Origin of the sequence: Sorangium sp. So ce362 (assembly GCF_051519845.1) — a bacterium.
Classification (GTDB): Bacteria; Myxococcota_A; Polyangia; order Polyangiales; family Polyangiaceae; genus Sorangium.
Genome location: NZ_CP150332.1, coordinates 10788487 through 10812448, shown reverse-complemented (window position 1 = coordinate 10812448; position 23962 = coordinate 10788487). Strand labels below are relative to the sequence as shown.

At 72.7% G+C, this 23962-nt stretch carries 19 protein-coding genes and 1 pseudogene; 9 read left to right on the top strand and 11 right to left on the bottom strand.

Going from position 1 to position 23962, the window contains the following annotated elements; all coding sequences use genetic code 11:
* Window positions 1-46: 46 nt before the first annotated feature.
* The 6 genes and pseudogenes from WMF17_RS41515 to WMF17_RS41490 form a co-directional block, all read right to left on the bottom strand.
* Window positions 47-1543 (bottom strand): MFS transporter, encoded by a 1497-nt coding sequence (locus WMF17_RS41515; RefSeq protein ID WP_437599083.1) that lies wholly within the window; start codon window positions 1541-1543, stop codon window positions 47-49.
* The gene (gene pqqE / locus WMF17_RS41510; RefSeq protein WP_437604363.1) at window positions 1540-2649 is read right to left on the bottom strand and encodes a pyrroloquinoline quinone biosynthesis protein PqqE; all 1110 of its coding nucleotides are present in this window, start codon (window positions 2647-2649) and stop codon (window positions 1540-1542) included. The genes WMF17_RS41515 and pqqE overlap by 4 nt, the downstream gene beginning before the upstream one ends.
* 177 nt (window positions 2650-2826) lie before the next feature.
* Window positions 2827-3084, bottom strand: a pseudogene (gene pqqD, locus WMF17_RS41505) (pyrroloquinoline quinone biosynthesis peptide chaperone PqqD); the annotation flags it as partial.
* A gap of 7 nt (window positions 3085-3091) precedes the next feature.
* Entirely contained in the window at window positions 3092-3793 is a 702-nt protein-coding gene (gene pqqC, locus WMF17_RS41500) for a pyrroloquinoline-quinone synthase PqqC (RefSeq protein WP_437646509.1), read from the bottom strand.
* On the bottom strand, window positions 3790-4707 hold the full coding sequence (gene pqqB, locus WMF17_RS41495) for a pyrroloquinoline quinone biosynthesis protein PqqB (RefSeq protein WP_437599081.1): 918 nt from the start codon (window positions 4705-4707) through the stop codon (window positions 3790-3792). The genes pqqC and pqqB overlap by 4 nt, the downstream gene beginning before the upstream one ends.
* 22 nt (window positions 4708-4729) lie before the next feature.
* A complete protein-coding gene (locus tag WMF17_RS41490; RefSeq protein ID WP_437599080.1) occupies window positions 4730-4873 on the bottom strand; it encodes a hypothetical protein in 144 nt (47 codons plus the stop codon).
* 391 nt (window positions 4874-5264) lie between these two features.
* On the opposite strand from WMF17_RS41490, the gene rpmG reads away from it, so the two are divergent.
* Window positions 5265-5435 (top strand): 50S ribosomal protein L33, encoded by a 171-nt coding sequence (gene rpmG, locus WMF17_RS41485; RefSeq protein ID WP_437576648.1) that lies wholly within the window; start codon window positions 5265-5267, stop codon window positions 5433-5435.
* Window positions 5436-5535: 100 nt separating this feature from the next.
* Here the strand turns inward: rpmG and zigA are convergent, their stop codons facing one another.
* Window positions 5536-6804, bottom strand: coding sequence for a zinc metallochaperone GTPase ZigA (gene zigA, locus WMF17_RS41480; RefSeq protein WP_437599079.1), 1269 nt, complete (start codon window positions 6802-6804; stop codon window positions 5536-5538).
* Between the two features lie 416 nt (window positions 6805-7220).
* Here zigA and WMF17_RS41475 point away from each other — a divergent pair, with 416 nt between their 5' ends.
* Window positions 7221-8591, top strand: coding sequence for an MATE family efflux transporter (locus WMF17_RS41475; RefSeq protein ID WP_437646508.1), 1371 nt, complete (start codon window positions 7221-7223; stop codon window positions 8589-8591).
* A gap of 37 nt (window positions 8592-8628) precedes the next feature.
* Here WMF17_RS41475 and WMF17_RS41470 read toward each other — a convergent pair whose 3' ends face one another.
* The gene (locus WMF17_RS41470) at window positions 8629-9261 is read right to left on the bottom strand and encodes a TetR/AcrR family transcriptional regulator (protein ID WP_437599077.1); all 633 of its coding nucleotides are present in this window, start codon (window positions 9259-9261) and stop codon (window positions 8629-8631) included.
* 296 nt (window positions 9262-9557) lie between these two features.
* Here WMF17_RS41470 and WMF17_RS41465 point away from each other — a divergent pair, with 296 nt between their 5' ends.
* Together WMF17_RS41465 and WMF17_RS41460 are read left to right on the top strand one after the other, a co-directional pair.
* The gene (locus WMF17_RS41465; RefSeq protein WP_437646507.1) at window positions 9558-10646 is read left to right on the top strand and encodes an efflux RND transporter periplasmic adaptor subunit; all 1089 of its coding nucleotides are present in this window, start codon (window positions 9558-9560) and stop codon (window positions 10644-10646) included.
* Window positions 10647-10653: 7 nt separating this feature from the next.
* On the top strand, window positions 10654-13821 hold the full coding sequence (locus tag WMF17_RS41460; protein WP_437646506.1) for an efflux RND transporter permease subunit: 3168 nt from the start codon (window positions 10654-10656) through the stop codon (window positions 13819-13821).
* Between the two features lie 81 nt (window positions 13822-13902).
* Here the strand turns inward: WMF17_RS41460 and WMF17_RS41455 are convergent, their stop codons facing one another.
* Window positions 13903-14373 (bottom strand): DoxX family protein, encoded by a 471-nt coding sequence (locus WMF17_RS41455; protein ID WP_437646505.1) that lies wholly within the window; start codon window positions 14371-14373, stop codon window positions 13903-13905.
* Window positions 14374-14523: 150 nt separating this feature from the next.
* Between WMF17_RS41455 and WMF17_RS41450 the strand changes: the two genes are divergently transcribed.
* The gene (locus WMF17_RS41450) at window positions 14524-16848 is read left to right on the top strand and encodes a heavy metal translocating P-type ATPase (protein WP_437646504.1); all 2325 of its coding nucleotides are present in this window, start codon (window positions 14524-14526) and stop codon (window positions 16846-16848) included.
* Between the two features lie 84 nt (window positions 16849-16932).
* Here WMF17_RS41450 and WMF17_RS41445 read toward each other — a convergent pair whose 3' ends face one another.
* A complete protein-coding gene (locus WMF17_RS41445) occupies window positions 16933-18099 on the bottom strand; it encodes a hypothetical protein (protein WP_437651451.1) in 1167 nt (388 codons plus the stop codon).
* Between the two features lie 197 nt (window positions 18100-18296).
* Between WMF17_RS41445 and WMF17_RS41440 the strand changes: the two genes are divergently transcribed.
* The 4 genes from WMF17_RS41440 (at window position 18297) to WMF17_RS41425 (ending at window position 22449) form a co-directional block, all read left to right on the top strand.
* The gene (locus WMF17_RS41440) at window positions 18297-18953 is read left to right on the top strand and encodes an RNA polymerase sigma factor (protein WP_437646503.1); all 657 of its coding nucleotides are present in this window, start codon (window positions 18297-18299) and stop codon (window positions 18951-18953) included.
* 73 nt (window positions 18954-19026) lie between these two features.
* On the top strand, window positions 19027-19500 hold the full coding sequence (locus WMF17_RS41435; RefSeq protein WP_437646502.1) for a nucleoside 2-deoxyribosyltransferase domain-containing protein: 474 nt from the start codon (window positions 19027-19029) through the stop codon (window positions 19498-19500).
* 230 nt (window positions 19501-19730) lie between these two features.
* Window positions 19731-20627: a hypothetical protein gene (locus WMF17_RS41430; RefSeq protein WP_437599068.1), complete on the top strand. Its 897-nt coding sequence runs from the start codon at window positions 19731-19733 to the stop codon at window positions 20625-20627.
* A gap of 430 nt (window positions 20628-21057) precedes the next feature.
* A complete protein-coding gene (locus tag WMF17_RS41425) occupies window positions 21058-22449 on the top strand; it encodes a hypothetical protein (protein ID WP_437646501.1) in 1392 nt (463 codons plus the stop codon).
* 124 nt (window positions 22450-22573) lie between these two features.
* On the opposite strand, the gene WMF17_RS41420 is transcribed toward WMF17_RS41425, so the two are convergent.
* Complete coding sequence (locus tag WMF17_RS41420; RefSeq protein ID WP_437651449.1) at window positions 22574-23959, bottom strand: diaminobutyrate--2-oxoglutarate transaminase; 1386 nt, start codon at window positions 23957-23959, stop codon at window positions 22574-22576.
* Window positions 23960-23962 lie beyond the last annotated feature (3 nt).

The following is a 23962-nucleotide window of genomic DNA, read 5'->3' as shown; positions in this document are numbered from 1 at the left end:
AGAGCGGGGGCACGATGGAAGGATCTACACAGATCCGGGGTTGCTGTCAGGGTGGCCCCGCCGCCCCCGCGCGCGGAGACCACCGCGCCGCGCTCACGCCCGCGCCCAGGGCCGCGAGCGCCGACGCGGCGAGCATCGTCCCCCGGAACGCCGCGCCGAGCGCGCCGCTCTCCGCCGCCTCGACCGGCTCCCCACCGCCGAGCGCGGCGAACATCGCCCCGGAGGCCGCCACGCCGCACAGCATTCCCACGTTGCGCGCCTCGGCGAGCAGACCCGCGGCGGTGCCCTGCTGATCGCGCGGCGCCGCGCCCAGGATGCGGCTGTTGTTCGGCGCGGTGAACAGCCCCGAGCCGAGCCCCACCAGCCCGAGCGCGGCGAGCAGGCTCACGCGCTCGGGCCGGGGGCCGAGCAGGGCCACGCACGCGAGGCCCACGGCGAGCGCCGTCATGCCCGCGAGCGCCGGTCCGCGCGTGCCGATGCGGTCCGAGAGCCAGCCGCTCGTGGCGGTGATCACCGCCATCACCGCGGGCTGCACCGTCATCACCAGGCCCGCCTCCGCGGCGCGCATCGCGAGCTGACCCTGCAAGTAGAACGGCAGGAGGAACAGCATCACATACACCGCTGCGTACTGGAGAAAGGCGGCGACGAGCCCGCGCACGAGCGCTGGCTGCGCGAGGAGGGCGCCCGAGATCAGCGGTGCGGGGCTGCGCCTCTCCACCCGCACGAACGCCGCGGCGAGCACCGCGCCCAGGGCGAGGAGGCTGACGACCCTGGGGCTCTGAAAGCCCCAGCGCTGGCCGCGCGTGAGGGCGACGAGGAGCACGGCGATCGCCGGGCCGAAGAGGAGCGCGCTCGCCCACGGGAAAGGCCGCCCGCGCGCGTCGAGCGCGGGCCGAGCCGACGCCGCGCCCGTGGCCGCAATCGACGCTGAGCCCGCGCCGCGGCCGACATCCCCGATGCCCAGCGTCGCGCCGGCCGGTCCGCTCCACACGAGCGACCGGGCGAGGTGCCCTCCCGCAAGGGCGATCGGCAGGTTGACCCAGAAGGCCGCATGCCATCCGGCGTTCTGCGCGAGCCAGCCGCCGATCGACGGTCCAAGGGAGAGCCCCAGGTACGTCGCCGTCGCCTGCAAACCGAGCGCGCGGCCGCGCTGCGCGGGCGGGAACGCGGCGGTGGTGAGCGCCGGGCCGTTCGCCATCAGCATGGCGGCCCCCGCGCCCTGGAGGGCGCGCGCGGCGACGAGCGACCCGAGCGTGGGCGCGAGCGCAGAGAGCGCCGAGCCCACGCCGAAGACGCCGAACCCCACGGTGTACACGCGCCCCTTGCCGTGACGATCGCCGAGGCGGCCGAACGGCAAGAGCAGCGCGCTCACGGAGAGCGAGTAGGCCGCGAGCACCCAGCTCGCGGCGCCGATGTCGACCCCGAGGTCCCGGCGGACGAGCGGCACCGCGACGTTGATCAGGCTGCTGCCGAGCGCGGACATCCACGTGCCGACGGCGACCACGCCGAGCACGGCGTAGGGCCTGGCCGCGCGGGAGCTCAACGGGGCGCGCCGCGGTGGACCTGGGGCGCGCCGCGGTGCAGATAACGAGGCTCCCCCTGCGCCGAGGCAGCCGAGGCGGCGCGGAGCCGGGCCTCCTCGACGACCCCGTGCGCCGGCGAAAGCGAGCAGGCCGGGTCCGTCGCGGCGGCGTCCCCGGTGAGGTGGTAGGCCTGGCAGCGGCAGCCCCCGAAATCGACCTCGCGGCGGTCGCAGCCCCGGCACGACGGCGCCATCCACGCATCGCCGCGGAAGCGGTTCATGCTCGGCGCCTCGCGCCAGATCCAGCCGAGCGACCGCTCGCGCACGGTCTCGAAGCGCAGCCCCGGGATCGTGTGCGCCGCATGGCAAGGCAGCACCAGGCCGTCCGGCGCAATATGCAGGTAACGGCGCGCCCAGCCGTCCATGCAGGCCCGCGGCCATGCGGCGTAGTAGTCCGGCGTGACGAAGACCATCTCCATCCGGCCGAGCAGCCGTTCGCGCGCCGCCGAGGCGACGGCGAACGCGCGCTCGAGCTGATCCCGCGTCGGCAGGAGCACCTCGCGGTTCGCGAGCGCCCAGCCGAGGTACTGCGTATTGGCGAGCTCGAGCCGGTCGGCCCCGAGCCGCTCGGCGAGCGCGACGATCGCCGGGACGTGCTCGATGTTCTCCCGGTGCAGCACAACGTTCACCGTGAGCGGCAAGCCCTCGGCCTTGACCCACCCGGCCACCGCGAGCTTGGGGTCGAAGGCCGCGTACCCGGCGATGCGGTCAGCGCGCTCCGCGTCGGCGTCCTGGACGCTGAGCTGCACGTTGTCGAGCCCCGCCGCGCGCAGCGCCGCGAGGCGCTCGCGCGCGAGCGGGACCCCGGAGGTGATGAGGTTCGTGTACAGCCCGGCGCCGCGCGCCCCGCGGACGAGCGCCTCGAGGTCGCGCCGGGCGAGCGGCTCGCCGCCCGTGAGGTGGAGCTGCATCACCCCGAGCTCGGCGGCCTCGGCGAAGACGCGACACCACGTCTCCGTCGAGAGCTCGCCGGCGGCGCCCGAGAGCTCCATCGGGTTCGAGCAGTACGGACAGCGCAGCGGACAGCGGTGGGTGAGCTCCGCGATCAGCGTATAGGGGCGGTGCAACGCGGCGTCTCCCGCCGCACCGCCCAACGCGGCGTCTCCCGCCGCACCGCCCAACGCGGCGTCTCCCGCCGCGCCGCCCTCAGGAGCGGACACGGCCTCTGCCCCTGGCAGCGCGCCGCGCGCGGCGGCGTCCTCGACGACGGCCCGCGCGGCGTCTCGCTCCTCGAGCAGGCCGCGCACCGCGAGCTCCTCCAGGAAGGCGAGCACGTCGCGCTCCACCTCGTCCGGCCGCGCGGCGGCGAAGGAGGCCGCCACCTCGGCGGCGATCGCGGCCACGGTGCGCGCGCCGTCGAGGCGCACGGCCACCGCCGCGGCCACCGGGTTCAGCGCGAGGCCGCGCTCCGGATAGAGCACGATCTCGCGGCCCGAGGAGCGGTCCCGCACGAGCCGCGCCTTGCTCGCGAGGATCAGCCGGTCGCCGGGCGCGAGGGGCATCTCGGCCTCACGCTTCGGGCTCGTAGGCCGCCGCGATGGCATCGAGCATCGCCCAGAGGATGTCGCATTTCGTGATGAGCGCAGCGACACACGCTTCCTGGGCGGCGCGCGTCGTCGCGCGCGCCGTGACGTAATCGATCGCCTCGGTCGAGTCGACGCGGGCGCGCGTCACCCGGTCGCGGAAGTAGTCGAGCGTGGCCCTGTCGACCCAGGGATAGTGTTGCTCCCAGGCGACGACGCGCCGGGACATGAGATCCGGCGCGAAGAACTCCGTGAGCGACGAGGCCACCGCCTCGAGCAGGCTGCGCTCGCGCACAAGCGTCACGTAGGCGTCGCAGGCGAAGCGCACCGCGGGCAGCACCCGGGTCAGGCGCGCGACCTCATCGCGGTCGAGCCCCACGCCCTCCGCGAGCCGCAGCCACAGCGCGAGCCCACCCTCGCCCTCGCGCGCGCCGTCGTGATCGACGATGCGGTGGATCCAGAGCCGCCGGAACGACGGGTCCTCGCTCTTCGAGAGGAGGAGCGCGTCCTTGATCGGGATCCGCGTCTGGTAATAGTAACGGTTGAGCACCCATCCCTGGATCTGGCGGCGCGAGAGCTCGCCGCGGTGCATCCGCTGGTGGAAGCTGTGGTTGTCGTGGTAGCGCCGGGCGCCCTCGTCGCGCAGCCGCGCAATGAACGCTTCCCGGGAGAGCGGCTCGTCGTTCATAGGTCGATCACAAGGCCGTCGGCGGCCACCTCCCAGCCCGCCTCCTCCACGGCGCGCCGCTCGGGCGAGCCCTCGACGAGGATCGGATTTGTGTTGTTGATATGGGTGTAGATCTTCCGTCGCGCGGCGACGCCCGCGAGCAGCCTCAGGCTCCCGCCGTCGCCGCCGATGGGCAGGTGCGCCATGTCCTCGGCCCGGGCCTGGCCGAGCCCGAGGCGCACGAGCTCGTCGCTCGACCAGAAGGTGCCGTCGAAGAAGCAGACGTCCACGCCGTCGAGGCGCGGCACGTAGCCGCCGGCGGCCCCCACGGCCGTCGCGATGGCGGCAACGCGCCCGCTCGCCGCGTCGCGGACCCAGAGGCCGATGTTGTCCTCCGGCGAGGGCGGGGCGAGGCCCTCGAGGTGCTTTGGCGCCTTGCCCGGCAGCGCGACCGGGACCACCGTCACCCCGGCCTTCGCGCCGTCCGGCCCGGTGAGCTCCGCGGGCTGCTCCAGCTCGAGGCGCCGCCACGTGGTCTGCCCGGGGAAGCGCTGGAGCGTGCGGAAGAGGGCGTTGCCCTCCGTGAGGCCCCGGTAGACGGCCTCGGTCGCGTAGATCACGAGCGGCGTGTTCTCGCGCAGGGAGAAGAGGCCCAGCGCATGATCGAGATCGCCGTTCGTGAGGATCACCCCCGCGATGGGCGAGGCCCTGCCCGCCCGCGGGTGCAGCGGCGAAAAGGCCTCGATCTGCCGGTGAACGTCGGGGGACGCGTTGACGAGAAACCAGCCGCCGTCGCCCACCCCGAGCGCGAGCGCGTCCTGGGTGCGAGGGCGGACGCGCGCGGAGCCGCGGCGCGCCTCCACGCAGTTCGCGCAGGCGCAGTTCCATTGCGGCAGGCCGCCGCCGGCGGACGAACCCAGGACGCAGAGGCGCATTCCAGTGCTCGCTGCGGAGCCCTTACTCCGCCTTGCCCTCGGCGCCTTGGCGCTCGGCCGGAGCCGGGCGCGTGAAATTGACCGGAACAGGGTCGAAGTCGCTCTGGTACGAGCCGATCTCCGCGTCCATCTTGATCTCGACGAACTCAGGCTTTTCGTAGCGCATCGGGGACCTCCTGTTTCCTCGGGTATGAACGACGTTGTTCGCTGACGCAAACGCAGGCTTCTGCTCGCCTGCTTCACAGCTCACTGCATGAGATTCCGCGCCAGGGAGCCTCACGTCAAGGCTGGGAGGGTCGAGCAGAGTTCATTTCATTTACGCATGAACGCGACTGGTGCACCGCGCCTTGGCCTCGGTTGCCTGGCCACGCCTCGCCCTTGAGCGATCCAGCGTCGAACGCGCCATGGAGCACGACGCCACGGAGCGCGCAGTTAATGCAATTTGGTTGCATCAACGGCGAGATCGAGGTAACGCTGTCGCATCCAGCAGGCCCGCCGATCCGCCGCCATCGCCGCGGACCGGGGCCTGCCGCCTGGCGGCCACAAGGAGGCACCTCGTGCGCGATACCATCAAGCTCGTCTCATCTGCGGGGACCGGTCACTGCTACTACACGACGAAGAACAAGCGGACGATGACGGAGAAGATGCAGATGAAGAAGTACGATCCCATCGCCCGCAAGCACGTGGCCTTCACGGAAGGGAAGATCTCGAAGGGAGGCGGCAAGTAAACACAGCCCCGGCGCTCGCGGTCGTGCCGTGAGAGCGGGCGCGCTGCGCCGTAGCGAGCCCGCCGCCGAGGGATGAGCCGGTCACCCAGCCTGGAGCGCCTCACGACACGAGGAGCTGCGCCGGCTCGGCCTCTCTCTCTTCCTCTCTCTCTTCCTCCTCTTCCTCCTCTTCCTCTCTCTCGTCCTGCCACGCCGGGAAAGGATCCTCGAATCGGCTCCAGCCGGAGGGCCCCGCGGCCATCTCTTCGGGGGTGAGCAAGCAGGCGTCGAGGCCGCGCGTGAGCGCCTCTCGGGTCATGTCGACGCCGATGAAGACGATCTCCTGCCGCCGGTCGCCCCAGACCGGGTGCCACACGGCACCCCTCTCGTCGTCCTCCGAGCGCAGCTCCTCGGGCAGGGCCGCGTACCAGCGGCCCGCCGCCTCGAACGAGGCGGCGCCGCCCGCCTGCGACCAGGCGCCCGTGATGTCCACGCGGGTTGCGAGCCAGAAGAACCCCTTCGAGCGGAGCACTCCATCCCAGGCGGCCGCGCCGTGGATGAACGTCCAGAGCCGCTCCGGGTGCATCGGGCGGTCAGCGCGGTAGACGAAGCTCTCGATGCCGTACGCCTCGGTCTCGGGCACGTGCTCGCCGCGCAGCTCCCGCATCCAGCCGGGCGAGCGCGCCGCTGCCTCGAAGTCGAAGCGCCCGGTGCCGAGGATCTCGCGAGGATCGATCCGGCCGCGGCAGGCCCTGACGATCCTGGCGCCGGGGTTCAGGTGCAGGAGCATCGCCGTGAGCCGCTCGACCTCGTCATCGCTCACGAGATCCGTCTTGTTGAGCACGAGCACGTTCGCGAACTCGACCTGCTCGACGAGCAGATCCGCGACCGTGCGCTCGTCGTCGTCGCCCAGCGCGGCCTCGCGCGCGCGCAGGTCGTCGGCGCTCGTCCAGTCCGCGAGGAACCGCTGCGCGTCGACGACGGTGACGAGCGTGTCGAGCCGGGCGACCTCCGAGAGGCGCTTGCCCGTCGCGGGATCGTCGAAGGTGAACGTCTCGGCGACCGGGAGCGGCTCCGAGATGCCCGTCGACTCGATCAGCAGGTAGTCGAAGCGCCCCTCCGCCGCCAGACGGGCCACCTCGACCAGGAGATCCTCCCGGAGCGTGCAGCAGATGCAGCCGTTCGACATCTCGACGAGCCGCTCCTCCACGCGGCGCAGCGCCGCGCCCCCGCCCCGGACGAGCGCGGCGTCGACATTGACCTCGCTCATGTCGTTGACGATCACGGCGACGCGCAGCGCGTCGCGGTTCGCGAGGACGTGGTTGAGCAGCGTGGTCTTGCCGGCGCCCAGGAAGCCGGACAGCACGGTCACAGGGAGCTTTCGCGTCACGTCGAGTCCTCTCTCTCCAGCATCGGCGCGCTCCAGCGCGGGCAGGGGCGCCTGCCCACGTGGGGCGTGGGGGTGATCGAGATGCCTCCGCGGTCGCGGCGCATCGGCCGGGCGCCGGGTTGGCGCGCGCTCGAATTAATGCACAATAATTGCATTTGCAACAAAATGTAGACTGGAGAGGGCGTGCGTGCCGGACGCCTGCGCCTCCTTGCGCGCTCGGGATCATCGCGGACGGGCGCGCGCCGAGACCGCCCCGACCACCGCGCTCGGGCTCGGGTCGCCCCGAACAACTCAGTCCGTCCGGCGCGGCGCACGGCCTTCGCCCGCCTCGCGTCCTCGTCGGGTGGAGCGCACCTCGGCAGGTGATATCCACCGAGGCGGCGGGGCGCGGCTGAGCCCGGAGGATCGAACTTCTCGTGACAAGCGAACCGGAAGGCGCGGCGCTGACGGGCCAGGTGTGGCGGCTCGCCTGGCCCGCGATCGCGCACATGCTGCTGCTGACGCTGGTCTTCCTCGTCGGGCGCGGCATGGTCGGGCGCTACTCCACGACAGCGCTCGCCTCGATGCAGATCTGCGGGACGCTCACGTGGACCATCGTCTCCGTCTTCAGCGCCACCTCCGCCGGCACGCTCGCCGTCGTCGCGCGCAGCGTGGGCGCCGGCGACCGCGCCGCCGCCGCCGCCGCCGCGCGCGCGTCGCTGGTCTTCGCGCTCGCGCTCGGGGCGGCGGTCGCGCTGCCGCTGCTCGTCGCCTGCGGCCCGCTGCTCCGCGCGCTCTTCCCGCACGCCGGCGCCGAGGTCGTCGAGCAGGCGATCGCCTACCTCGAGATCGTGCTGCCGGCCCTGCCGTTCGCGTTCGTCGAGGCCGCCGCGGCGTCGGCGCTGCAGGGCGTCGGCGACACGAGGACGCCGCTCTCCGTGGCCGCGATCGGCAACGTCGTCAACGTGGCGGTCAGCGCCGTCCTGATCTTCGGCCACCTCGGGCTGCCCGCGCTCGGCGTGCGCGGCGCGGCCGTCGGCGTGGCGTGCACCATGGCGACCGAGGCGCTGCTGCTCACCGCGGCGCTCGTGTCGCGCGCGAGCCCGCTGCCCCTGCGGGCAGCGCCGGCCGCCGACGCGCGGGCCGCCCGGCAGGCGAACGCCGCGGCGCTCGCGCGGGTCCTCCGGGTCGCGCTGCCGGCGTTCGCCGAGCGCTCCGTCTACCACGCCGGCTACACGGGGTTCGTCGCCATCATCGGGCTGCTCGGCGCCACCGCGATGGCCGCGAACCAGGCGCTCATCGCCGTCGAGTCGGTCTGCTTCCTCTCCGCCGAAGGGTTCGGCATCGCCGCCGGGGCGCTCATGGCGCAGCGCCTCGGCGCGCGCAGCCCCCGCGACGCGGCGCGGGTCGGGCTCGTCGCGGCCCTCATGGCCATCGTCGTCCTCTCCGCGTTCGGCGTCCTGTTCGTGCTCGCCCCGCGCCCGCTCCTGCTCGCGTTCTCCAGCGACCCCGAGCTCCTCGCCCTCGGAGAGCGCGCGCTCCCCGTGGCCGCCGTGGCGCAGCCGTTCATGGCGTTCGCCACCGTCATGGGGACGGGGCTCCGCGGCGCCGGCGACACCCGGACCGTGCTCGCCGTCACGCTGGTCTGCTCGTTGCTCGTCCGGGTCGGCGGGACGTGGCTGTTCGCGGTGACCCTCGGCCACGGGCTCGCCGGCGTCTGGATGGGCAGCACCGCCGACTGGATCTGCCGCAGCGCCCTCCTCGCCGTCGCCTTCGTGCGCGGCCGCTGGAAGGCCCTCGCCGTCTGACCCGCCGCCGCGCGCGCCGCCCCCGCGCCCGGACGGCTCAGGCCTGCTTCCGCCTCGCCGGGCGCAGCACCCCGAGGAGGATCACGTCGACGACGCGCGCGAGCTGCGCCTCGTCGACGCCCGCGCGATCCTCGATCATCTTGTGCTTGAGGTAAGCCGCGAGGAGCTCGCACGGGAGCATCGGCTCGTCGCTCGGCGCGAGCTCGCCCCGCGCGACGGCGCTCTCGACGATCGCCCGTATTCCGCCCTCCTGGACGGCGCGCAACGAGCGGGCGATGGCCATGAGCTCCGAGTCGAGGCCCTCCGCGAGGAACACGTGAAAGAGGCTCTGCCCCACCGCTGACGTCTGGATCTCGACGATCGCGCGCCCGAGCGCGATGAGATCCCCGCGGATCGAGCCCGTGTTCGGGGGGATGATCTTCTCGTCCGTGATCGACAGGAGCGCGGCGCGTACGAGGTCCTCCTTCGTCGGCCAGCGCCGGTAGACGGTGGTCTTGTTCACCCCCGCGCGCGTCGCCACGTCCTCGATCCGGAGCGCGCGGTAGCCCGCGCTCGCGAGCTCCTCCAGCGCGGCCGCGAGGATGCCGCGCACGACCGGCTCGCCGCGCACGAGCGCGCGCCTCTTCGTGGAGACCCGCTTCGCCGTCCGTTTCGCCGTCGCCGCCTGCATCGACCCTTCATTCAAGTTCCGTCACGCGGCACACGCCAGCGCAATTTTCATGACGCGGCCCGCCATCGCCTCTCTTGGTTGCGATGATGGCAACTGGTTGTTGCGGTCGGTCCCGGCCGTGTTATACCCACCGCAACCATCGGTTGCGATAATCGGGGTGCCGCGCGGCCGCGCCGCGGGGCCGAGGTCCGGGCGACGGCGGAACGCGCGGACGGCGCGGCGCGCTGTCCGCGCGCGACGTCGTGCTCCGCCCGAGCGTGAGGCCGCCCCGTGACCGATCCCTCCGCGAGGAATCCTTGAACCACGCCACGACGAAACGCCGCGCCGAAAGCTTCCTTCTGCTCGCCGCGCTCGCCGCCTCCACGGCGGGCTGCGCGTCCAAGGCCAGCGCCGAGAGCGCGACCGAGGCGACCGCGCCGCCGCTCCGCGTCGAGACCGCGGCGGTGCGCGAGGAGCCCATGCCGCGCACCCTCGCGCTCACCGGCACGCTGCGCGGGGAGCGGCAGACCGACCTCGCCGCCAACGCGGCCGGCCGCGTGCTCGAGACCTTCGTCGAGCGCGGCGACGAGGTGAAGAAGGGCGACCTGCTCGCGCGCCTCGACGTCCGCGCCGCCGCGCTCACCGCCGCGGAGGCCCAGGCGAACGTCGCCCTGACCCGCGCGCAGGAGGAGACGGCGAAGCGCGAGTGCGAGCGCTACAGGGCGCTGGTCGAGAACGGCGCGATCTCCCGGGTCGAGCACGACAGGATCGCCGACCAGTGCCGGAGCGCCCCGCTCTCGGTCGCGGCCGCCGCCGCCCGCGCGCGCGCCGCCGCGCAGAGCGTCGGCGACGGCCAGATCCGCGCGCCGTTCGACGGGAGGGTCACCGAGCGCTTCGTCGACGTCGGCGAGTACGTCCGCCACGACTCCCGGGTCGTCGCGCTCGTCTCGAAGGGCGCGCTGCGCCTCTCGTTCACCGTGCCGGAGGCGAGCCTCGCCGCCGTCACGACCGGCGGCGCGCTGACCTTCACCGTGCCGGCGTACCCGGGGCGCTCGTTCCCGGGCACCGTGCGCTGGATCGGCGCCGCGGTCCGCGAGGCCACGCGCGATCTCGTCGCCGAGGCCGAGGTGCAGGACCCCGACGGCGCGCTGCGGCCGGGGATGTTCGCGTCGATCGCGCTCGCCACCGGCGAGGCGTCCGGCCCGGTGGTGCCGCGGTCCGCCATCGTCTCGAAGGAGGGGCGCGCGCACCTCTTCGCCGTCGTCGATCGCCGGATCGAGGAGCGCGTCGTGCAGATCGGCGTGGAGAAGGGCGACGTCGTGGCCGTCCTCCGCGGCGTCCGCGCGGGCGACGCCATCGTGATGAAGCCGTCCGAGGAGCTCCAGAACGGCCAAGCCGTGGAGTGAGGTCGTCATGCAGTGGCTCGCCCGTGTCTGCGTCAAGAGGCCGGTCTTCGCGTCGGTCCTCATGCTGGTCATCGTGGTCCTCGGCGCCGCCGGCTACACCCGGCTCGGCCTCGACCAGTTCCCGAACATCGACGTCCCGTACGTCGTCGTCACGACGCGCCTCGACGGCGCGGCGCCCGAGGAGGTGGAGACCGAGATCTCCGACCGGATCGAGGGCGCCGTGAACACCATCAGCGGCATCGAGGACCTCCGCTCGACGTCGACCCAGGGCGTGAGCCAGGTCGTCGTCGGCTTCGAGCTGGAGAAGGACGCCGACGTCGCGGCCCAGGAGGTGCGCGACAAGATCAACGCCGTCCTGCCCAGCCTGCCCAGGGGCGTCGATCCGCCGATCGTGAGCCGGATCGACCTCGGCGCGGCCCCGGTCCTGCTCGTCTCCGTCGAGTCGGACCGGCCGATCCGCGAGCTCAGCGAGATCGCCGACAAGCAGGTGCGCCGGCAGATCGAGGGCATCTCCGGCGTCGGTCAGGTCAACCTGATCGGCGCGCAGAACCGGCAGATCAACGTCTGGCTCGACCCGATCGCCCTGCGGGCGCAGGGGATCACGGCGGCCGAGGTGCAGCGCGCGATCGCGGCGCAGAACCTGATGACGCCGGGCGGCAGCGTCGAGACCGGCCCCGAGGACCTCACGCTCCGCGTGATGGGGCGCGTCGACTCGCCCGAGGCCCTCGGCCGCATCGTCCTCCGGGAGCAGGACGGGCACGCCGTGCGCCTCGCGGACGTCGCCCGCGTCGAGGACGGCCGCGCCGAGGAGAAGACGTGGGCCCAGCTCGACCGGCGGCGCACCGTGCTCCTGTCCATCGTCAAGCAGTCAGGCCAGAACACCGTCACCGTCGTCGACACCGTGAGAGCGCGCCTCGCCGAGGTGCAGCGCTCGCTGCCCGAGGGGACGAAGATCGAGGTCGTGCGCGACGGCTCGCGCGTGATCCGCACGGGCATCGCCGCCGTGAAGGAGCACCTCGTGCTCGGCGCCCTCCTCGCCGCGGTGGTGGTGCTCCTCTTCCTCGGCAACGCCCGCAGCACCCTGATCGCGGCGCTCGCGATCCCGATCTCGGTCGTCGGGACGTTCGCGGTCATGTGGATCGCCGGCTTCACGCTCAACTTCCTCACGCTCCTCGCGCTCGCGCTCGCCGTCGGCATCGTGATCGACGACGCCATCGTCGTGCTCGAGAACATCGTCCGCTACATCGACGAGAAGGGCATGAAGCCGTTCCCGGCCGCCGTCCTGGCGACGAAGGAGATCGGCCTCGCGGTGCTCGCGACCACCCTCTCGCTCATGGCGGTCTTCATCCCGGTCGCGTTCATGCCCGGCATGGTGGGGCGCTTCCTCAAGAGCTTCGGCCTCACGATGGCGTTCGCCATCGGGGTCTCGCTGATCGTCAGCTTCTCCCTCACGCCCTCGCTCGCCGCGCGGTGGCTGTCGGGGCACAAGCGAAAGGACGCGCACGCGAAGCCCCCGATCCTGGAGCGCGCGGTCGACGTCTTCTACCGGCCGATCGAGCGCGCCTACATGGCCGCGCTCGCGTGGGTGATGGCGCGCCGCTGGGTGATCGTCGTCGCGTCCGTGGCGGTGCTCGGCTCGTGCGGCCCCATCGCCAGGACGCTGCCCGCCGGGTTCCTCCCGGAGGACGATCAGGCGCAGTTCGAGATCAACCTGCGCGCGCCGGAGGGGACGAGCCTCACCTCGACCCGCCTCATCGCCGAGCGGATCGCCGACGACGTCCGCCGGCTCCCGGGCGTCACGAGCACGCTCATGACCGTCGGGGAGGGGGAGCAGCAGGCCGGAAACGTCGCCAAGATCTACGTGATGCTCGTGGACCCGGAGCAGCGCGCGCTCGGGCAGCTCGAGATCATGCAGAGGGCGCGCGAGGAGATCCTCGCGAAGCTGCCGCCCGAGCTGCGCGTCACGGCCGGCGAGGTGCAGGCGATCTCGTCCGGGGGCCAGTCGTCGGCGCGGATCCAGGTGGCGCTCCAGGGGCCGGATCTCGACCGGCTGGGCGAGTACGCGACGCGCATCACAGACGAGCTGCGCAAGGTCCCCGGCGCCGTGGACGTCGACAACAGCCTCGTCGTCGGCAAGCCCGAGCTCCGCGCGATCATCGATCGCGACCGCGCCGCGGATCTCGGCGTCCAGGTGGCCGACGTGGCCGGCGCGCTCCAGCTCTTCGTCGGCGGGCTCAAGGTCTCGACGTACTCGGAGGCCGGCGAGCAGTACGAGGTCCGCATGCGCGCCGACGCGAAGCACCGCGAAGGCGCCGAGAGCCTCTCGTTCCTCACGGTGCCCTCGTCCAAGCACGGCGCCGTCCCGCTCCACGGCGTGGTCGCGATGGAGCCCGACAGCGGGCCCTCGTCGATCGGCCGCCTCGGCCGGCGCCGGCAGATCACGATCAGCGCGAACGCCGCGCCCGGCGTCGGCGACACGGCGGTGCAGGCGGCGCTCGACAGGATCATCGCCGAGCAGAAGATGCCGGCGGGCTACTCCACGCAGCCGGTGGGGAGCTCCAAGAACACGGCGAGCACGGCGACGAGCTTCGTCGTCGTCATCGGCCTCGCGTTCGTGTTCATGTACCTGATCCTCGCGGCGCAGTTCGAGTCGTGGCTCCACCCGATCACGATCCTGCTCTCGCTGCCGCTCACGGTCCCGTTCGCGCTGCTCTCGCTCAAGCTCTTCGGCCAGTCGCTGAACCTCTTCTCGGGGCTCGGCCTCCTCGTCCTCTTCGGCGTGGTGAAGAAGAACGCGATCCTCCAGATCGACCACACGAACCACCTGCGGGCCGAGGGGATGCCGCGGCTCCAGGCGATCCTCCAGGCGAACAAGGACCGGCTCCGGCCGATCCTCATGACGACGATCGCCTTCGTCGCCGGCATGATCCCGCTCGTGCTCTCGCACGGCGTCGGCTCGGGCCAGAACCGGACGACCGGGGCCATCGTGCTCGGCGGGCAGTCGCTCTCCCTGGTCCTCACGCTGCTCGCGGTGCCGGTGGCCTACTCGCTCTTCGACGACGCGGGCGAGTGGCTGCGCCGCCGGTGGGGCAGGGGAGCGGAGGACAGGGGCGAGGCCGAGCTGGATGCGCTGCTCGGCAGGCCGGAGGCCGGCGCGGCGGCGGGCGGCGAGTGAGCGTCGCGCCGGCGCCACCGGGCAGCGCCGGGTGATGCTCGGCTGCCAGGGGCGGCCAGCGCCGCTCCACGCGGCCGGCCGTTACCGGGGGCGCCGCTGGGTCTCGGACCGGGCGAGCCGCGCGTCGAGCGAGAGCCCGCCCGCACCGACGAGCAGCAGGAACAGCGCCCCGAGCAGCATCGCCCAGTCGGTGCGCGACTCGTGTGCCATGGCCCAGAATCCGCGCTTCAGGAGGATAGGAACCTTCGTCGTCGTGATCGCGACCAGCATGGTGACGATCAGCGGCACGGCCGCGAGGCGCGTCGCGAGGCCGACGAGGACGAGCGATCCGCAGGCGATCTCGACGGCACCGACGAAGGGGCCGAGGACCTCCGGCGCGGGGAGGCCGATCTTGGCGAAGCGGCCGGCGCCGATCTCGGCCGGGAAGAGGAACTTCTGGATCCCTTCGCACAGAAAGACGCTGCCCACGGCGAGGCGGATCAAGACCGCCGACGCAGGGGCGCTCGTCTCGGTGATCCGGCGAAGCAGACTGCGGGGGGGCGCGGCGCTCATGCCGGCATCGTACCCCAGGCGCCGGGGGCTCGGGTCATCCCGAGCGCTCGGGCCACGAGCCCCGGCGCAGCCGCCCGGGCGGTGCGCTCCGGCGCGCTCGCTGTAATGCGCGGGGCGGCCGTGCGTCTGCCGGTCGACAGCGAGGTGATCATGTCGACCGCATCCGTCTCCGTTCCCGCCCCCCAGGACACCGAGGACGCCGCCGCCCGCCGCGTCGACCTGCCCGTCGAGGGGATGACCTGCGCCGCCTGCGTCCGCCGCGTCGAGCGCGCCCTGCTCGCGACAGGCGGCGTCCGCGACGCGAAGGTCAACCTTGTGACCGCTACGGCCACAATCACGTTCGATCCCGCCGCCGCGCCCGCGGAGGCGCTCGTCGCCGCCATCGAGCGCGCCGGCTACGGCGTCCCGGAGCGCCCCGCCGAGCCGGCTGGCGCCGCCGTCGCGCTGGCCGGCCGGGCGGACGCCGCCGAGGAGAGCCTCGACCGCGAGCGACGCGCTCTCTGGCGGGACTTCCTTGTCGCGCTCGCCCTGTCGGTCCCGCTGCTCGTCCTCGGCATGTCGCACGGCCGCATCCCGGGCGCGGAAAGCGCGGGCGGCCGCCTCCTCCAGCTCGCCCTCGCGACCGCGGTGGTCTTCGGCCCGGGACGCAGGTTCTTCCGGCTCGCCTGGGCCGCGCTCCGGCACCGGGCGGCCGACATGAACACGCTCGTGGCCCTCGGGACCGGCGCCGCGTGGGTCTACTCGGCGATCGCGGTCGTCGCGCCGCAGCTCTTCCCCCACGCCGGGCACGGCGCACAGCCGCACGTCTACTTCGAGGCCGCCGGGGCCATCATCAGCTTCGTCCTGCTCGGCAAGCTCCTCGAGACGCGCGCCCGCAGGCGGCTCACCGACGCCGTGCGCGGGCTCGTCGCGCTCCAGCCGAGGACGGCGCGGCGCCTGCGCGGCGACCTGGAGGAGGAGATCCCGGCCGCCGAGCTCGCGCCCGGCGATCTCGTCCGCGTCCGCCCGGGAGAGCGCATGCCGAGCGACGGCGAGGTCGTCTCCGGCGCCTCCGCGGTCGACGAGTCGATGCTCACCGGCGAGGGCCTCCCCGTCGACAAGGGCGCGGGCGCGCCCGTGGTCGGCGGCACGCTCAACCAGAGCGGGCAGCTCACCGTGCGGATCACGAGGACCGGCGCCGGGACCGCGCTCGCCCGCATCGTCGAGGCGGTCGAGCAGGCGCAGGGCTCGAAGGCGCCGATCGCGCGCCTCGCCGACACGGTGAGCGGCGTCTTCGTCCCGGTGGTCCTCGGCATTGCCGCCGTCGCGTTCGTCGCCTGGCTGATCGTGGATCCGAGCGCGGCGGGGCTCGCCGCGGCGGTCGAGCGGTTCGTCGCCGTCCTCGTGATCGCCTGTCCGTGCGCCCTCGGCCTCGCGACGCCCGCGGCCGTGGCCGTGGGCACAGGCCGCGGCGCCGAGCTCGGCGTGCTCGTGAAGGGCGGCACGGCGCTCGAGGCCGCGAGCCGCGTCGATACCGTCCTCGTGGACAAGACGGGCACGCTCACCGCGGGGCGGCCGCAGCTCGCGGCGGTGAAGGCGCTGGCGGGCATCCCGGAGGACGAGCTCCTGCGCCTTGTCGGGTCGGCGGAGCTCGGCAGCGAGCACCCGGTCGCCAGGGCGCTTGTCGAGGGCGCGCGCGCGCGTGCCAGAAGCCTCCCGCTCTCCGCGCCCGAGGGCTTCCGCGCCGACGCCGGCCGCGGCGTTGTCGCCCGCGTCGACGGGCGCGAGGTGCGCATCGGCACCGCCCGGTACCTCGCCGAGCTCGGGATCGACGCCGCGCCGCTCGAGGAGCTCGCCCAGGGCCTCGCCGGGCACGGGAACACCCCGTCGTTCGTCGCCGTCGAGGGCCGGCTCGCCGGTCTCGTCGCGGTCGCCGACCTGCCGATCCCCGAGGCCGCGGAGGCCGTGGCCGCGCTGCGCCGGCTCGGCGTGCGCGTCGCCATGGTGACCGGCGACCGCGAGGCCACGGCGCGCGCGGTGGCGCGGCAGCTCGGGATCGACGAGGTGTTCGCCGAGGTCCGCCCCGAGGACAAGGCGCGCATCGTGCGCGAGGAGCGGGAGCGCGGGCGCATTGTCGCGATGGTCGGCGACGGCATCAACGATGCGCCCGCCCTCGCCGGCGCCCACGTGGGGATCGCTGTCGCGAGCGGCACCGACATCGCGGTCGCGGCGGCCGACGTGGCGCTGCTCCGCGGCGGCATCGCCGCCCTGCCGACCGCGCTCGGGCTCTCGCGCGCGACGCTGCGGACCATCCGCCGGAACCTCTTCTGGGCGTTCATCTACAACGTGGTCGGCATCCCGATCGCCGCCGGCGCGCTCTACCCGCTGACCGGCTGGCTCCTGTCGCCGGTCCTCGCGAGCGCGGCCATGAGCCTGTCGAGCGTCTCGGTGCTCCTCAGCTCCCTCCGGCTGCGGCGGTTCGGGCAGGCGGGCTGAACGCCGCTCGCCGAGGGCAAGTGTGACCGATCGGGTCACAAGCGCCCTGACGTCGATCGAACGGTGGGTCGATCGGTCGAGCGCTTACAGGATGGGATCGATGCGGTAAACGCGGCTCGACAGCAGATCGGTGAAGTAGATCTTGCCGTCCGGCCCGAAGGTGAACCCGGCGAGCGACCCGGCCGGCAGCCCTGTATCCAGGGTGCGGACCAGCTGCCCTGTCAGGTCGAAGGCGTAGAACCGGCTCGTGGCATGATCGGTGGCGAAGACGAGGCCCTCGTGGACCTCGATCCCGCTCGGCACCTCGAGCGTCCCCGGGGGGACGAGCTCGACCAGCGTGGCCCCATCGACGTGCCTGCGCGCCTCGACCGGCTCCTGCCCGTCGAAGTCCGCTCCGCGCGTGCCGCTCGCCGTATCCAGCTTCAGCAGCCGCCGGTGGCCGGTGTCGGCGACGTAGAGGTGCCGGTCCTCGGCGTTGTAGAAGACGTGGCTCGGCGCCTCGTCGATCCCGAGCACCTCGCCGGCGGCATAGCGGTAGATCTCGCCGTCGGCGTGGTCGTCGTGCCCGGGGCCGTGATCGCGGGCGAAGTTGTACCGGTCGAGCGCGAGGTCGTGGCCGTTGAAGACCCAGTAGACGTTGAACGCCTCGTGCGCGATGCCCTTGCAGAAGGGGGTGGAGTGGAGCATGTCGAGGTGCGAGCCGAGGCCGTCGGGCGTCGCTTCCGCGAAGATCGTGAGGTCCGACGAGAAGAGCGACGGACCCATGAAGTCATTGCCGCCGTTGTCGTTGTCGCCGCAGACCCCGAACGTGCCTGCGTGGCCGAAGGCGATCGCCGGCGGGCGGTCCATGAAGTGCGTTGCGGCGGGGTCACGGAGGCGGATCGACGTGCTGTCCGGCGCGCCAGGCCTCGTGATGATGATCACGCTGTCGTCCTTGCGGTTGACGACCCAGAGCTCTTCGGGCCGCTCAGGGTTGAAGTCGAGATCGGTCGGCTCACGCTGCCTGTCCGGCTCGTGGACGGGCACGAGCGCGACCGAGGACGGACTGCCGTCCTTCACGCCGATCGGGGATCCAGGCGGGAGGGCGACGCACTTGCCGCGCACCTGGTCGCACAGGGGCGTTTCGGGCGCAGGGGCGCAATCCGGCGAGGCCTGACAGACCAGCGCGGACGTCGGCGCGACGTCCGGGTCTGCCCCGGAGCAGGCCGACACAAGTCCCACGCTGGACAGGACGAGCACCCTCTGAAGCATCACGTCGACCTCCAAGTTCCTGGTGAGGCGGACATTGTGACCCGGCCGGTCACGCCGGCCATCCCTTTGTGACGCGGCTGCCGGGGTGCTCGCGTCGCGTCGCGGTGGCGGGGTGGCGCGGAAGGCGCGGTGGCGGCGGGCGCGGTGGCGGGGTGGTGGGTGGCGGAAGGCGGGCCTCGAGGATAGCCTGGTGCGCCATGAGGGAGCCCGAGCGAACCCCGGAAGGCGCCGAGCCTGCGGGCTCGGCAGAGGTCGTCGCGACCCTTGTCGAGAGCCATCGGGAGTTCCTGCGTTTCCTGGAGCGCAAGGTCGGCGACCGGGCGGTCGCCGAGGACATCCTGCAGGACGCGTTCGTGCGGGGCATCGGCCGCATTGACAGCCTGCGCAATGACGAGTCCGCCACGGCGTGGTTCTATCGGACCCTTCGGAACGCCGTGGTGGACTATTTCCGGCGAAAGGGGGCGTCGGAGCGGGCGATGGCCGCGCTGGCCGCCGAGCTCGACGAGGTGGCCGAGCCCCAGGTGGAGCACCGCACCGTGTGCCAGTGCGTCCGGACGCTGGCCACCACGCTGAAGCCCGAGTACGCCGCCGCGCTCCAGCGCGTGGAGGTCGACGGGCTGTCGGTCCAGGCCTTCGCCGAGGAGGCGTCGATCACCGCGAACAACGCGGCGGTGCGCCTCTTCCGCGCCCGCGAGGCCCTCCGCAAGCAGGTGGCCGCGTCGTGCGGGACCTGCGCCGAGCACGGCTGCCTCGACTGCTCGTGCGGCCCGGCACCGCCGGCACCGGCGAAGGGCGAGCCGGCGCCGAGGCCAGGCTGCGGGCACGGGGCGGGGGGGCGCGGTCCGGCCGGGTGACGCGGCGGATCAGCGCGGCGCGGGCGAGGTCAACGGGTTCTCACGACGGGCTCTCACCGGCGAGGTCTTTCTCATGATCGAGGTGCTGGCGCCGCGGCCGTTCGACGGCGCGACGACTCCGAAGCTCTTTCTCGCCGGATCCATCGATAACGGCCAGGCCGAGCCGTGGCAGGCGGACGTCGTGCAGGAGCTCGCCGACCTCGACGTGGTGATCCTCAACCCGCGGCGGGAGCGGTGGGAGCCGGACTGGGCGCAGAGCCTCGATAACCCGAGCTTCGTCGAGCAGGTGGCGTGGGAGCTTCGCGGGCTCGAGGAGGCGGACGTCATCCTGATGTACCTCGCGCCGGGCTCGAAGGCGCCGATCAGCCTGCTGGAGCTCGGCCTGTTCGGTCGCACCGGGAAGATGCATGTCGTCTGCCCGGAGGCGTTCTGGCGCAAAGGCAACGTGGATGTGGTGTGCGAGCGGTATGCGATACCGCGCTACGCGAGCTTGCCAGAGGGGCTGCGCGCGGTGCGCGGCGCGCTCCTGCAGAGGAGCGGCGGTTAGCGCGACGGAGCGCTTCGCGGGATCAGCTCCTCGCTTGGCCCCGAGAGCCCTCTCGTGGAGCTCGGTGCTCGCCGTCGGGGCACACGCAGGTCACATGTCGTGACGAACCCACCGGTCTGCTCGGAATTTAGAACTGGGAGGTGGCTGCTCGGGCCCCTGTGGAGCCGTCCACAGGAGCCTGAAAGGCTGCTTGAAATCCAGTATGACTGCAAATGACCGAGAGACTACCGATGCCCTCAGTGACCCACGAAGCCCTGGTGGAGCTGTTCAAGAACCGGCCGACGCTGGCCGCCGAGATGCTGCAAGACGCGCTCGGCCAGCCGGTACCGGCCTTCACGGAGGCGCGCGTCGAGTCCTCCGACCTGACGGAGGTGATGCCCTCGGACCGGAGGGCGGACGTCATCGTCGTGCTGCTGGTCGGCGAGCAGCAGCGGCCCGCGATGGCGATTGTCGTCGAGGTCCAGCTCGGCGTGGATCCGGACAAACCGTATGTCTGGCCGGTGTATGTCACGCAGACGAGGGCCCGGCACCGTTGCCCGACCCGGCTGCTCGTCGTGACGATCGACGCGGTGATGGCGCGGTGGTGCTCGCGGCCGATCGACACGGGGCACCCCGACTGGACGTTGAAACCGCTGGTGCTCGGGCCAGCGGGCGTTCCGGTCGTCACGGACGCCGAGCAGGCGAAGGCAGCGCCCGAGGTGTCCGTGCTCTCGGCGATGGCGCACGGGCAGGGTGATGCGGCGGAGGCGATCGGCGTGGCGTTCCTGGCGGCCGCAGCGGGGCTGGATGAGGAGCGCCGGGCCTTGTACGGGGACCTGGTGCTATCCTCGCTGAACGCAGCGGCGAGGCGGATGTTGGAGGCGATGATGAAGAGCGGATACGAGTTTCAGAGTGAATTCGCGCGTAGCTACGTGGCGAAGGGTAGGGAGGAAGGGATGCGCGAGGGTACCCTGAAGACCAAGGCACACGATGTGCTCACCTTCCTCGAGGCCCGCGGCCTGGAGGTCCCCGCCGAGGTGCGGGAGCGCGTCCTCGCGAGCACCGACATCGCCGAGCTGGACCGCTGGGTACGCCGCGCCGCCGTCGTCAGCGACGCCCGGGAGCTCCTCGCCACGACCGGCTCCTGAGCGCGCGACCGCGTGGTGACGAGAGCCTCAAGGCCCCTCGCACACAAGCCGAGCTCCCACATCAGCCGAATCGATCCACGAGGAAATCGAGCTCGGCGAGCTCCTGGAACCCCACGCGGCGCAGGATCGAGCGCGACATCGGGCCGGCTCTCGTCACGATCCTCGGCGTTTCACGGCGGATCGCGCGGACTCCGCTCTTGTTTGATCACGCCCCTCCTTTCGCGCATCCCTGTCGCTCCAAGGCACAGAATGCGCCGCAAGCCCGGTTCCGCCGTGCGCCACCGTGTGCCATGAGGCACGAGGCCTCGCGCTCGGCTCGAAGCCAATTCGAAGCCCCGCAAGCCCAGGCCCCGTGCGCTCCGCTGCTCCCCTCACTGGCTCGGTCGTTGCAGCGGGAGCAGGTATGCGAACGAGAACCTGTCTGTGCGCGATGGCGCCTTTGCTCGCGACAACGCTCGGCGCCTGCGGCTCGGTCGAGATCGACCGGGACCCGGGCAACACGGGCGGCTCCGGCGGCTCGGGCGGAGCCGAGCCGTTCCCCGACACCTGCAGCGCGCCCGAGCTCTCCGCTGTATGCGATACCGACGCGCAGCGCTGCGGCAATGGCGTGAAGGATACGTGCGAGGTTTGCTCGAGCTCCGACGGCAGCCCGGTCCAGTGCAGCGACGTGACCGAGGCGTGCGACGGCGACGTCAGCGAGACGTGCAGCTCACTGGGATACGCGGGAGGCCGCGTCGCATGCAGCGACGTCTGCTCGATCGATGTCCGTGACTGCGACTCTTGCCTCGGGGCACCCCACCAGCTCGCGTGCGCGCGGCCGCGCATCGACGGGTACAACGTCGGCGATATCGCGATCGCGAGCGACGAACAAGGCCTCGCCGCGGCATGGCTGAGCTTCCACGACACGATCCACTTCGCCCGCTTCTCGACAGGCCTCGATCTGGAGCGCCGGTGGGATTGCGTGGACGCCCCCTCGGCGCTGCGCGTGGCGCTCGCGCCGAGCCCCGGAGGCTTCGTCATGGCGATCGGCGGCGGGGGCGACGGCCCCGCGCTGCGCCTCCTCCGCCTCGATCGGGACGGAAACGAGCTTTCGTCGCGCACCATCGCGAACGCCACGTACCCGGTGCTCGCGGCGAGGCCCGGCGCAGCGCCGCTGCTCGTCTATGCGAGCACCGATGTCGCGTCGGCGCCGGCGAAGATCGTCGCCGAGCTGCTCGACGAGGCAGGCGAGGCAACATGGCAATCGACCGTCGCCGACGTGGCCTACGGCGAGATGACCGCAGCAGCCTTCGCGGATCCGGGGTTTGTCGTGTCCGCCGGGGCGCTCGCCAGCGACGGCGGCCAGGGCGCGCCGACGACCGTCCTCGTGCCGATCGACGCGTCGGGCACGGTCGGCGCGGCGCGCGAGATCCCCGGCATCCGTGACGTGGCGCTCGCGCCCGCCGGGGCCGGCCGGGTGGGCGGCGTGTGGCACAACGGCGAGCGCTTCGAGGTCGGCTGGCTCGACGGACAGGCGGCGCCGGCCGGGACCCCCGTGACGATCGCGACGCGCGACGCGGCGAAGGCCACGCAGGAGCACGCGATCGCCGTGTCGAACGGCCGCGCCATCGTGGCGCTGGTCGAGGAGGGCGCGACGCAGGTGAGCCTCTTCCACGTGGACGCCGATGGGTCGCTCGCCGTCCCTCGGTACGCCTTCGCGCGAGAGCCGACCGGGCTGTCCTGGCTCGAGATCGCGCCGGCGGGCGACGGCGCCGCGCTCGTGTGGACGACCTTCTCCGAGCCGGCGAGCAGCCGGTTCGTCCTCGGCCGCGCGCAGCGCTGAGACGCGCGGCCTGACACCCGCGGCCGATACGCGGCCAGACACGCGCGGTCTGACACCCGCGGCCGACGCGCGGTCCGACGCCCGCGGCCCCGGCCCCTCCGCCCCAGGAGAAGGCCCCGGGCAGCTACAGGCAGGACGCCGCGAGCGCCTGACCGAAGAGCCTCGCCACCTCGTCGATCTGAGCCGCCGTGATGATGAGCGGCGGGAGGAACCGCACAACGCTCCCGTGGCGGCCGCCGAGCTCCACGATGAGCCCGCGCCGCAGGCACTCGCGCTGCACCCGCGCGGCGAGATCGGGGTGGGCAGGGCGCGCCCCGAGCGCGTCGGGCATGGCCGCCACGTCGACGAGCTCCACGCCGATCATCAGGCCGCGCCCGCGCACCTCGCCGATGCACGCGAGCTCCTTGCCGAGCGCGGCAAGCTGCAGCTGGAGCCGCGCGCCGAGCTCCGCGGCCGCCGCGTCGAGGCGCTCGGCGCGCAAGACCGAGATCGTGGCCGAGCCCGCCGCCATCGCGAGCTGGTTGCCGCGAAACGTGCCGGCGTGGGCGCCCGGTCGCCAGGTGTCGAGGCGCTCGTGATACACCACCACCGACATCGGCAGCCCGCCGCCAAGCGCCTTGGAGAGGACCAGCACGTCCGGCTCGATGCCGGCGTGCTCGAACGCGAACATGCGCCCGGTGCGGCCGAACCCCGACTGGACCTCGTCGAGGATCAAGGGGATGTCATGGCGCGTCGCCAGCCCCCGCAGCCCCTTCAACCAGGCCGGCGGCGCCGGGATCATGCCCCCCTCGCCCTGGATCGCTTCAAGAATGATGGCCGCAGGCTTGGGCACGCCGCTCTCCGGATCGGACAGCAGGTTCTCGATGTACGCGAGCGAGGCCGCGATGCCAGCATTGCCGCCGAGCCCGAACGGGCAGCGGTACTCGTACGGATACGGCAGGAACTGCACGCCTTGCAGGCTGGAGCCGAGCGCGACCTTGGGCCCGAGATTGCCCATCAGGGTGAGCGCGCCGTGCGTCATGCCGTGGTACGCGCCCTGAAATGCGAGCACCGTCCCGCGCCCGGTGGCCGTCTTGACCAGCTTCAGCGCGGCTTCCACGGCGTCAGCCCCGGTGGGGCCGCAGAACTGGATCCGCGCATGGCGGGCGACGCTGGCCGGCAGCACGCCGAGCACGTCTTGCATGAAGCGGTCCTTGACCGGCGTGGTGAAATCGAGCGCGTGCAGCGGCAGACCGGAGCGCAGCGTGCTCTCCAGGACCTCGATCACCGCCGGGTGGTTGTGCCCGAGCGCCAGGGTGCCAGCCCCGGCCAGACAATCGATGAACACGCGCCCGAGGACGTCCTCCACGTACACGCCCTGCGCGCGCGAGAGCGCCAGCGGCAAGCGCCGCGGGTACGTGCGGGCGTTCGACTCCCGCTGCCGCTGCCGCTCGAGCAGCGGGTGATCGTCGAAATCGTACAGGGCGCGCCGCCGGTGGCGCTCGGCCAGCTCGGCGGCGAGGCTCGCCATGTG

Excerpts from the sequence above, each read along its gene's own strand:
- pqqB (WP_437599081.1), bottom strand. The coding sequence starts at position 4,707 with ATGCGCCTCTGCGTCCTGGGTTCGTCCGCCGGCGGCGGCCTGCCGCAA.
- WMF17_RS41430 (WP_437599068.1), top strand. The coding sequence starts at position 19,731 with ATGCCCTCAGTGACCCACGAAGCCCTGGTGGAGCTGTTCAAGAACCGG.
- WMF17_RS41420 (WP_437651449.1), bottom strand. The coding sequence starts at position 23,959 with ATGGCGAGCCTCGCCGCCGAGCTGGCCGAGCGCCACCGGCGGCGCGCC.
- pqqC (WP_437646509.1), bottom strand. The coding sequence starts at position 3,793 with ATGAACGACGAGCCGCTCTCCCGGGAAGCGTTCATTGCGCGGCTGCGC.
- WMF17_RS41445 (WP_437651451.1), bottom strand. The coding sequence starts at position 18,099 with ATGCTTCAGAGGGTGCTCGTCCTGTCCAGCGTGGGACTTGTGTCGGCC.
- WMF17_RS41450 (WP_437646504.1), top strand. The coding sequence starts at position 14,524 with ATGTCGACCGCATCCGTCTCCGTTCCCGCCCCCCAGGACACCGAGGAC.
- WMF17_RS41455 (WP_437646505.1), bottom strand. The coding sequence starts at position 14,373 with ATGAGCGCCGCGCCCCCCCGCAGTCTGCTTCGCCGGATCACCGAGACG.
- WMF17_RS41435 (WP_437646502.1), top strand. The coding sequence starts at position 19,027 with ATGATCGAGGTGCTGGCGCCGCGGCCGTTCGACGGCGCGACGACTCCG.
- WMF17_RS41460 (WP_437646506.1), top strand. The coding sequence starts at position 10,654 with ATGCAGTGGCTCGCCCGTGTCTGCGTCAAGAGGCCGGTCTTCGCGTCG.
- WMF17_RS41490 (WP_437599080.1), bottom strand. The coding sequence starts at position 4,873 with ATGCGCTACGAAAAGCCTGAGTTCGTCGAGATCAAGATGGACGCGGAG.
- WMF17_RS41470 (WP_437599077.1), bottom strand. The coding sequence starts at position 9,261 with ATGCAGGCGGCGACGGCGAAACGGACGGCGAAGCGGGTCTCCACGAAG.
- WMF17_RS41440 (WP_437646503.1), top strand. The coding sequence starts at position 18,297 with ATGAGGGAGCCCGAGCGAACCCCGGAAGGCGCCGAGCCTGCGGGCTCG.
- WMF17_RS41425 (WP_437646501.1), top strand. The coding sequence starts at position 21,058 with ATGGCGCCTTTGCTCGCGACAACGCTCGGCGCCTGCGGCTCGGTCGAG.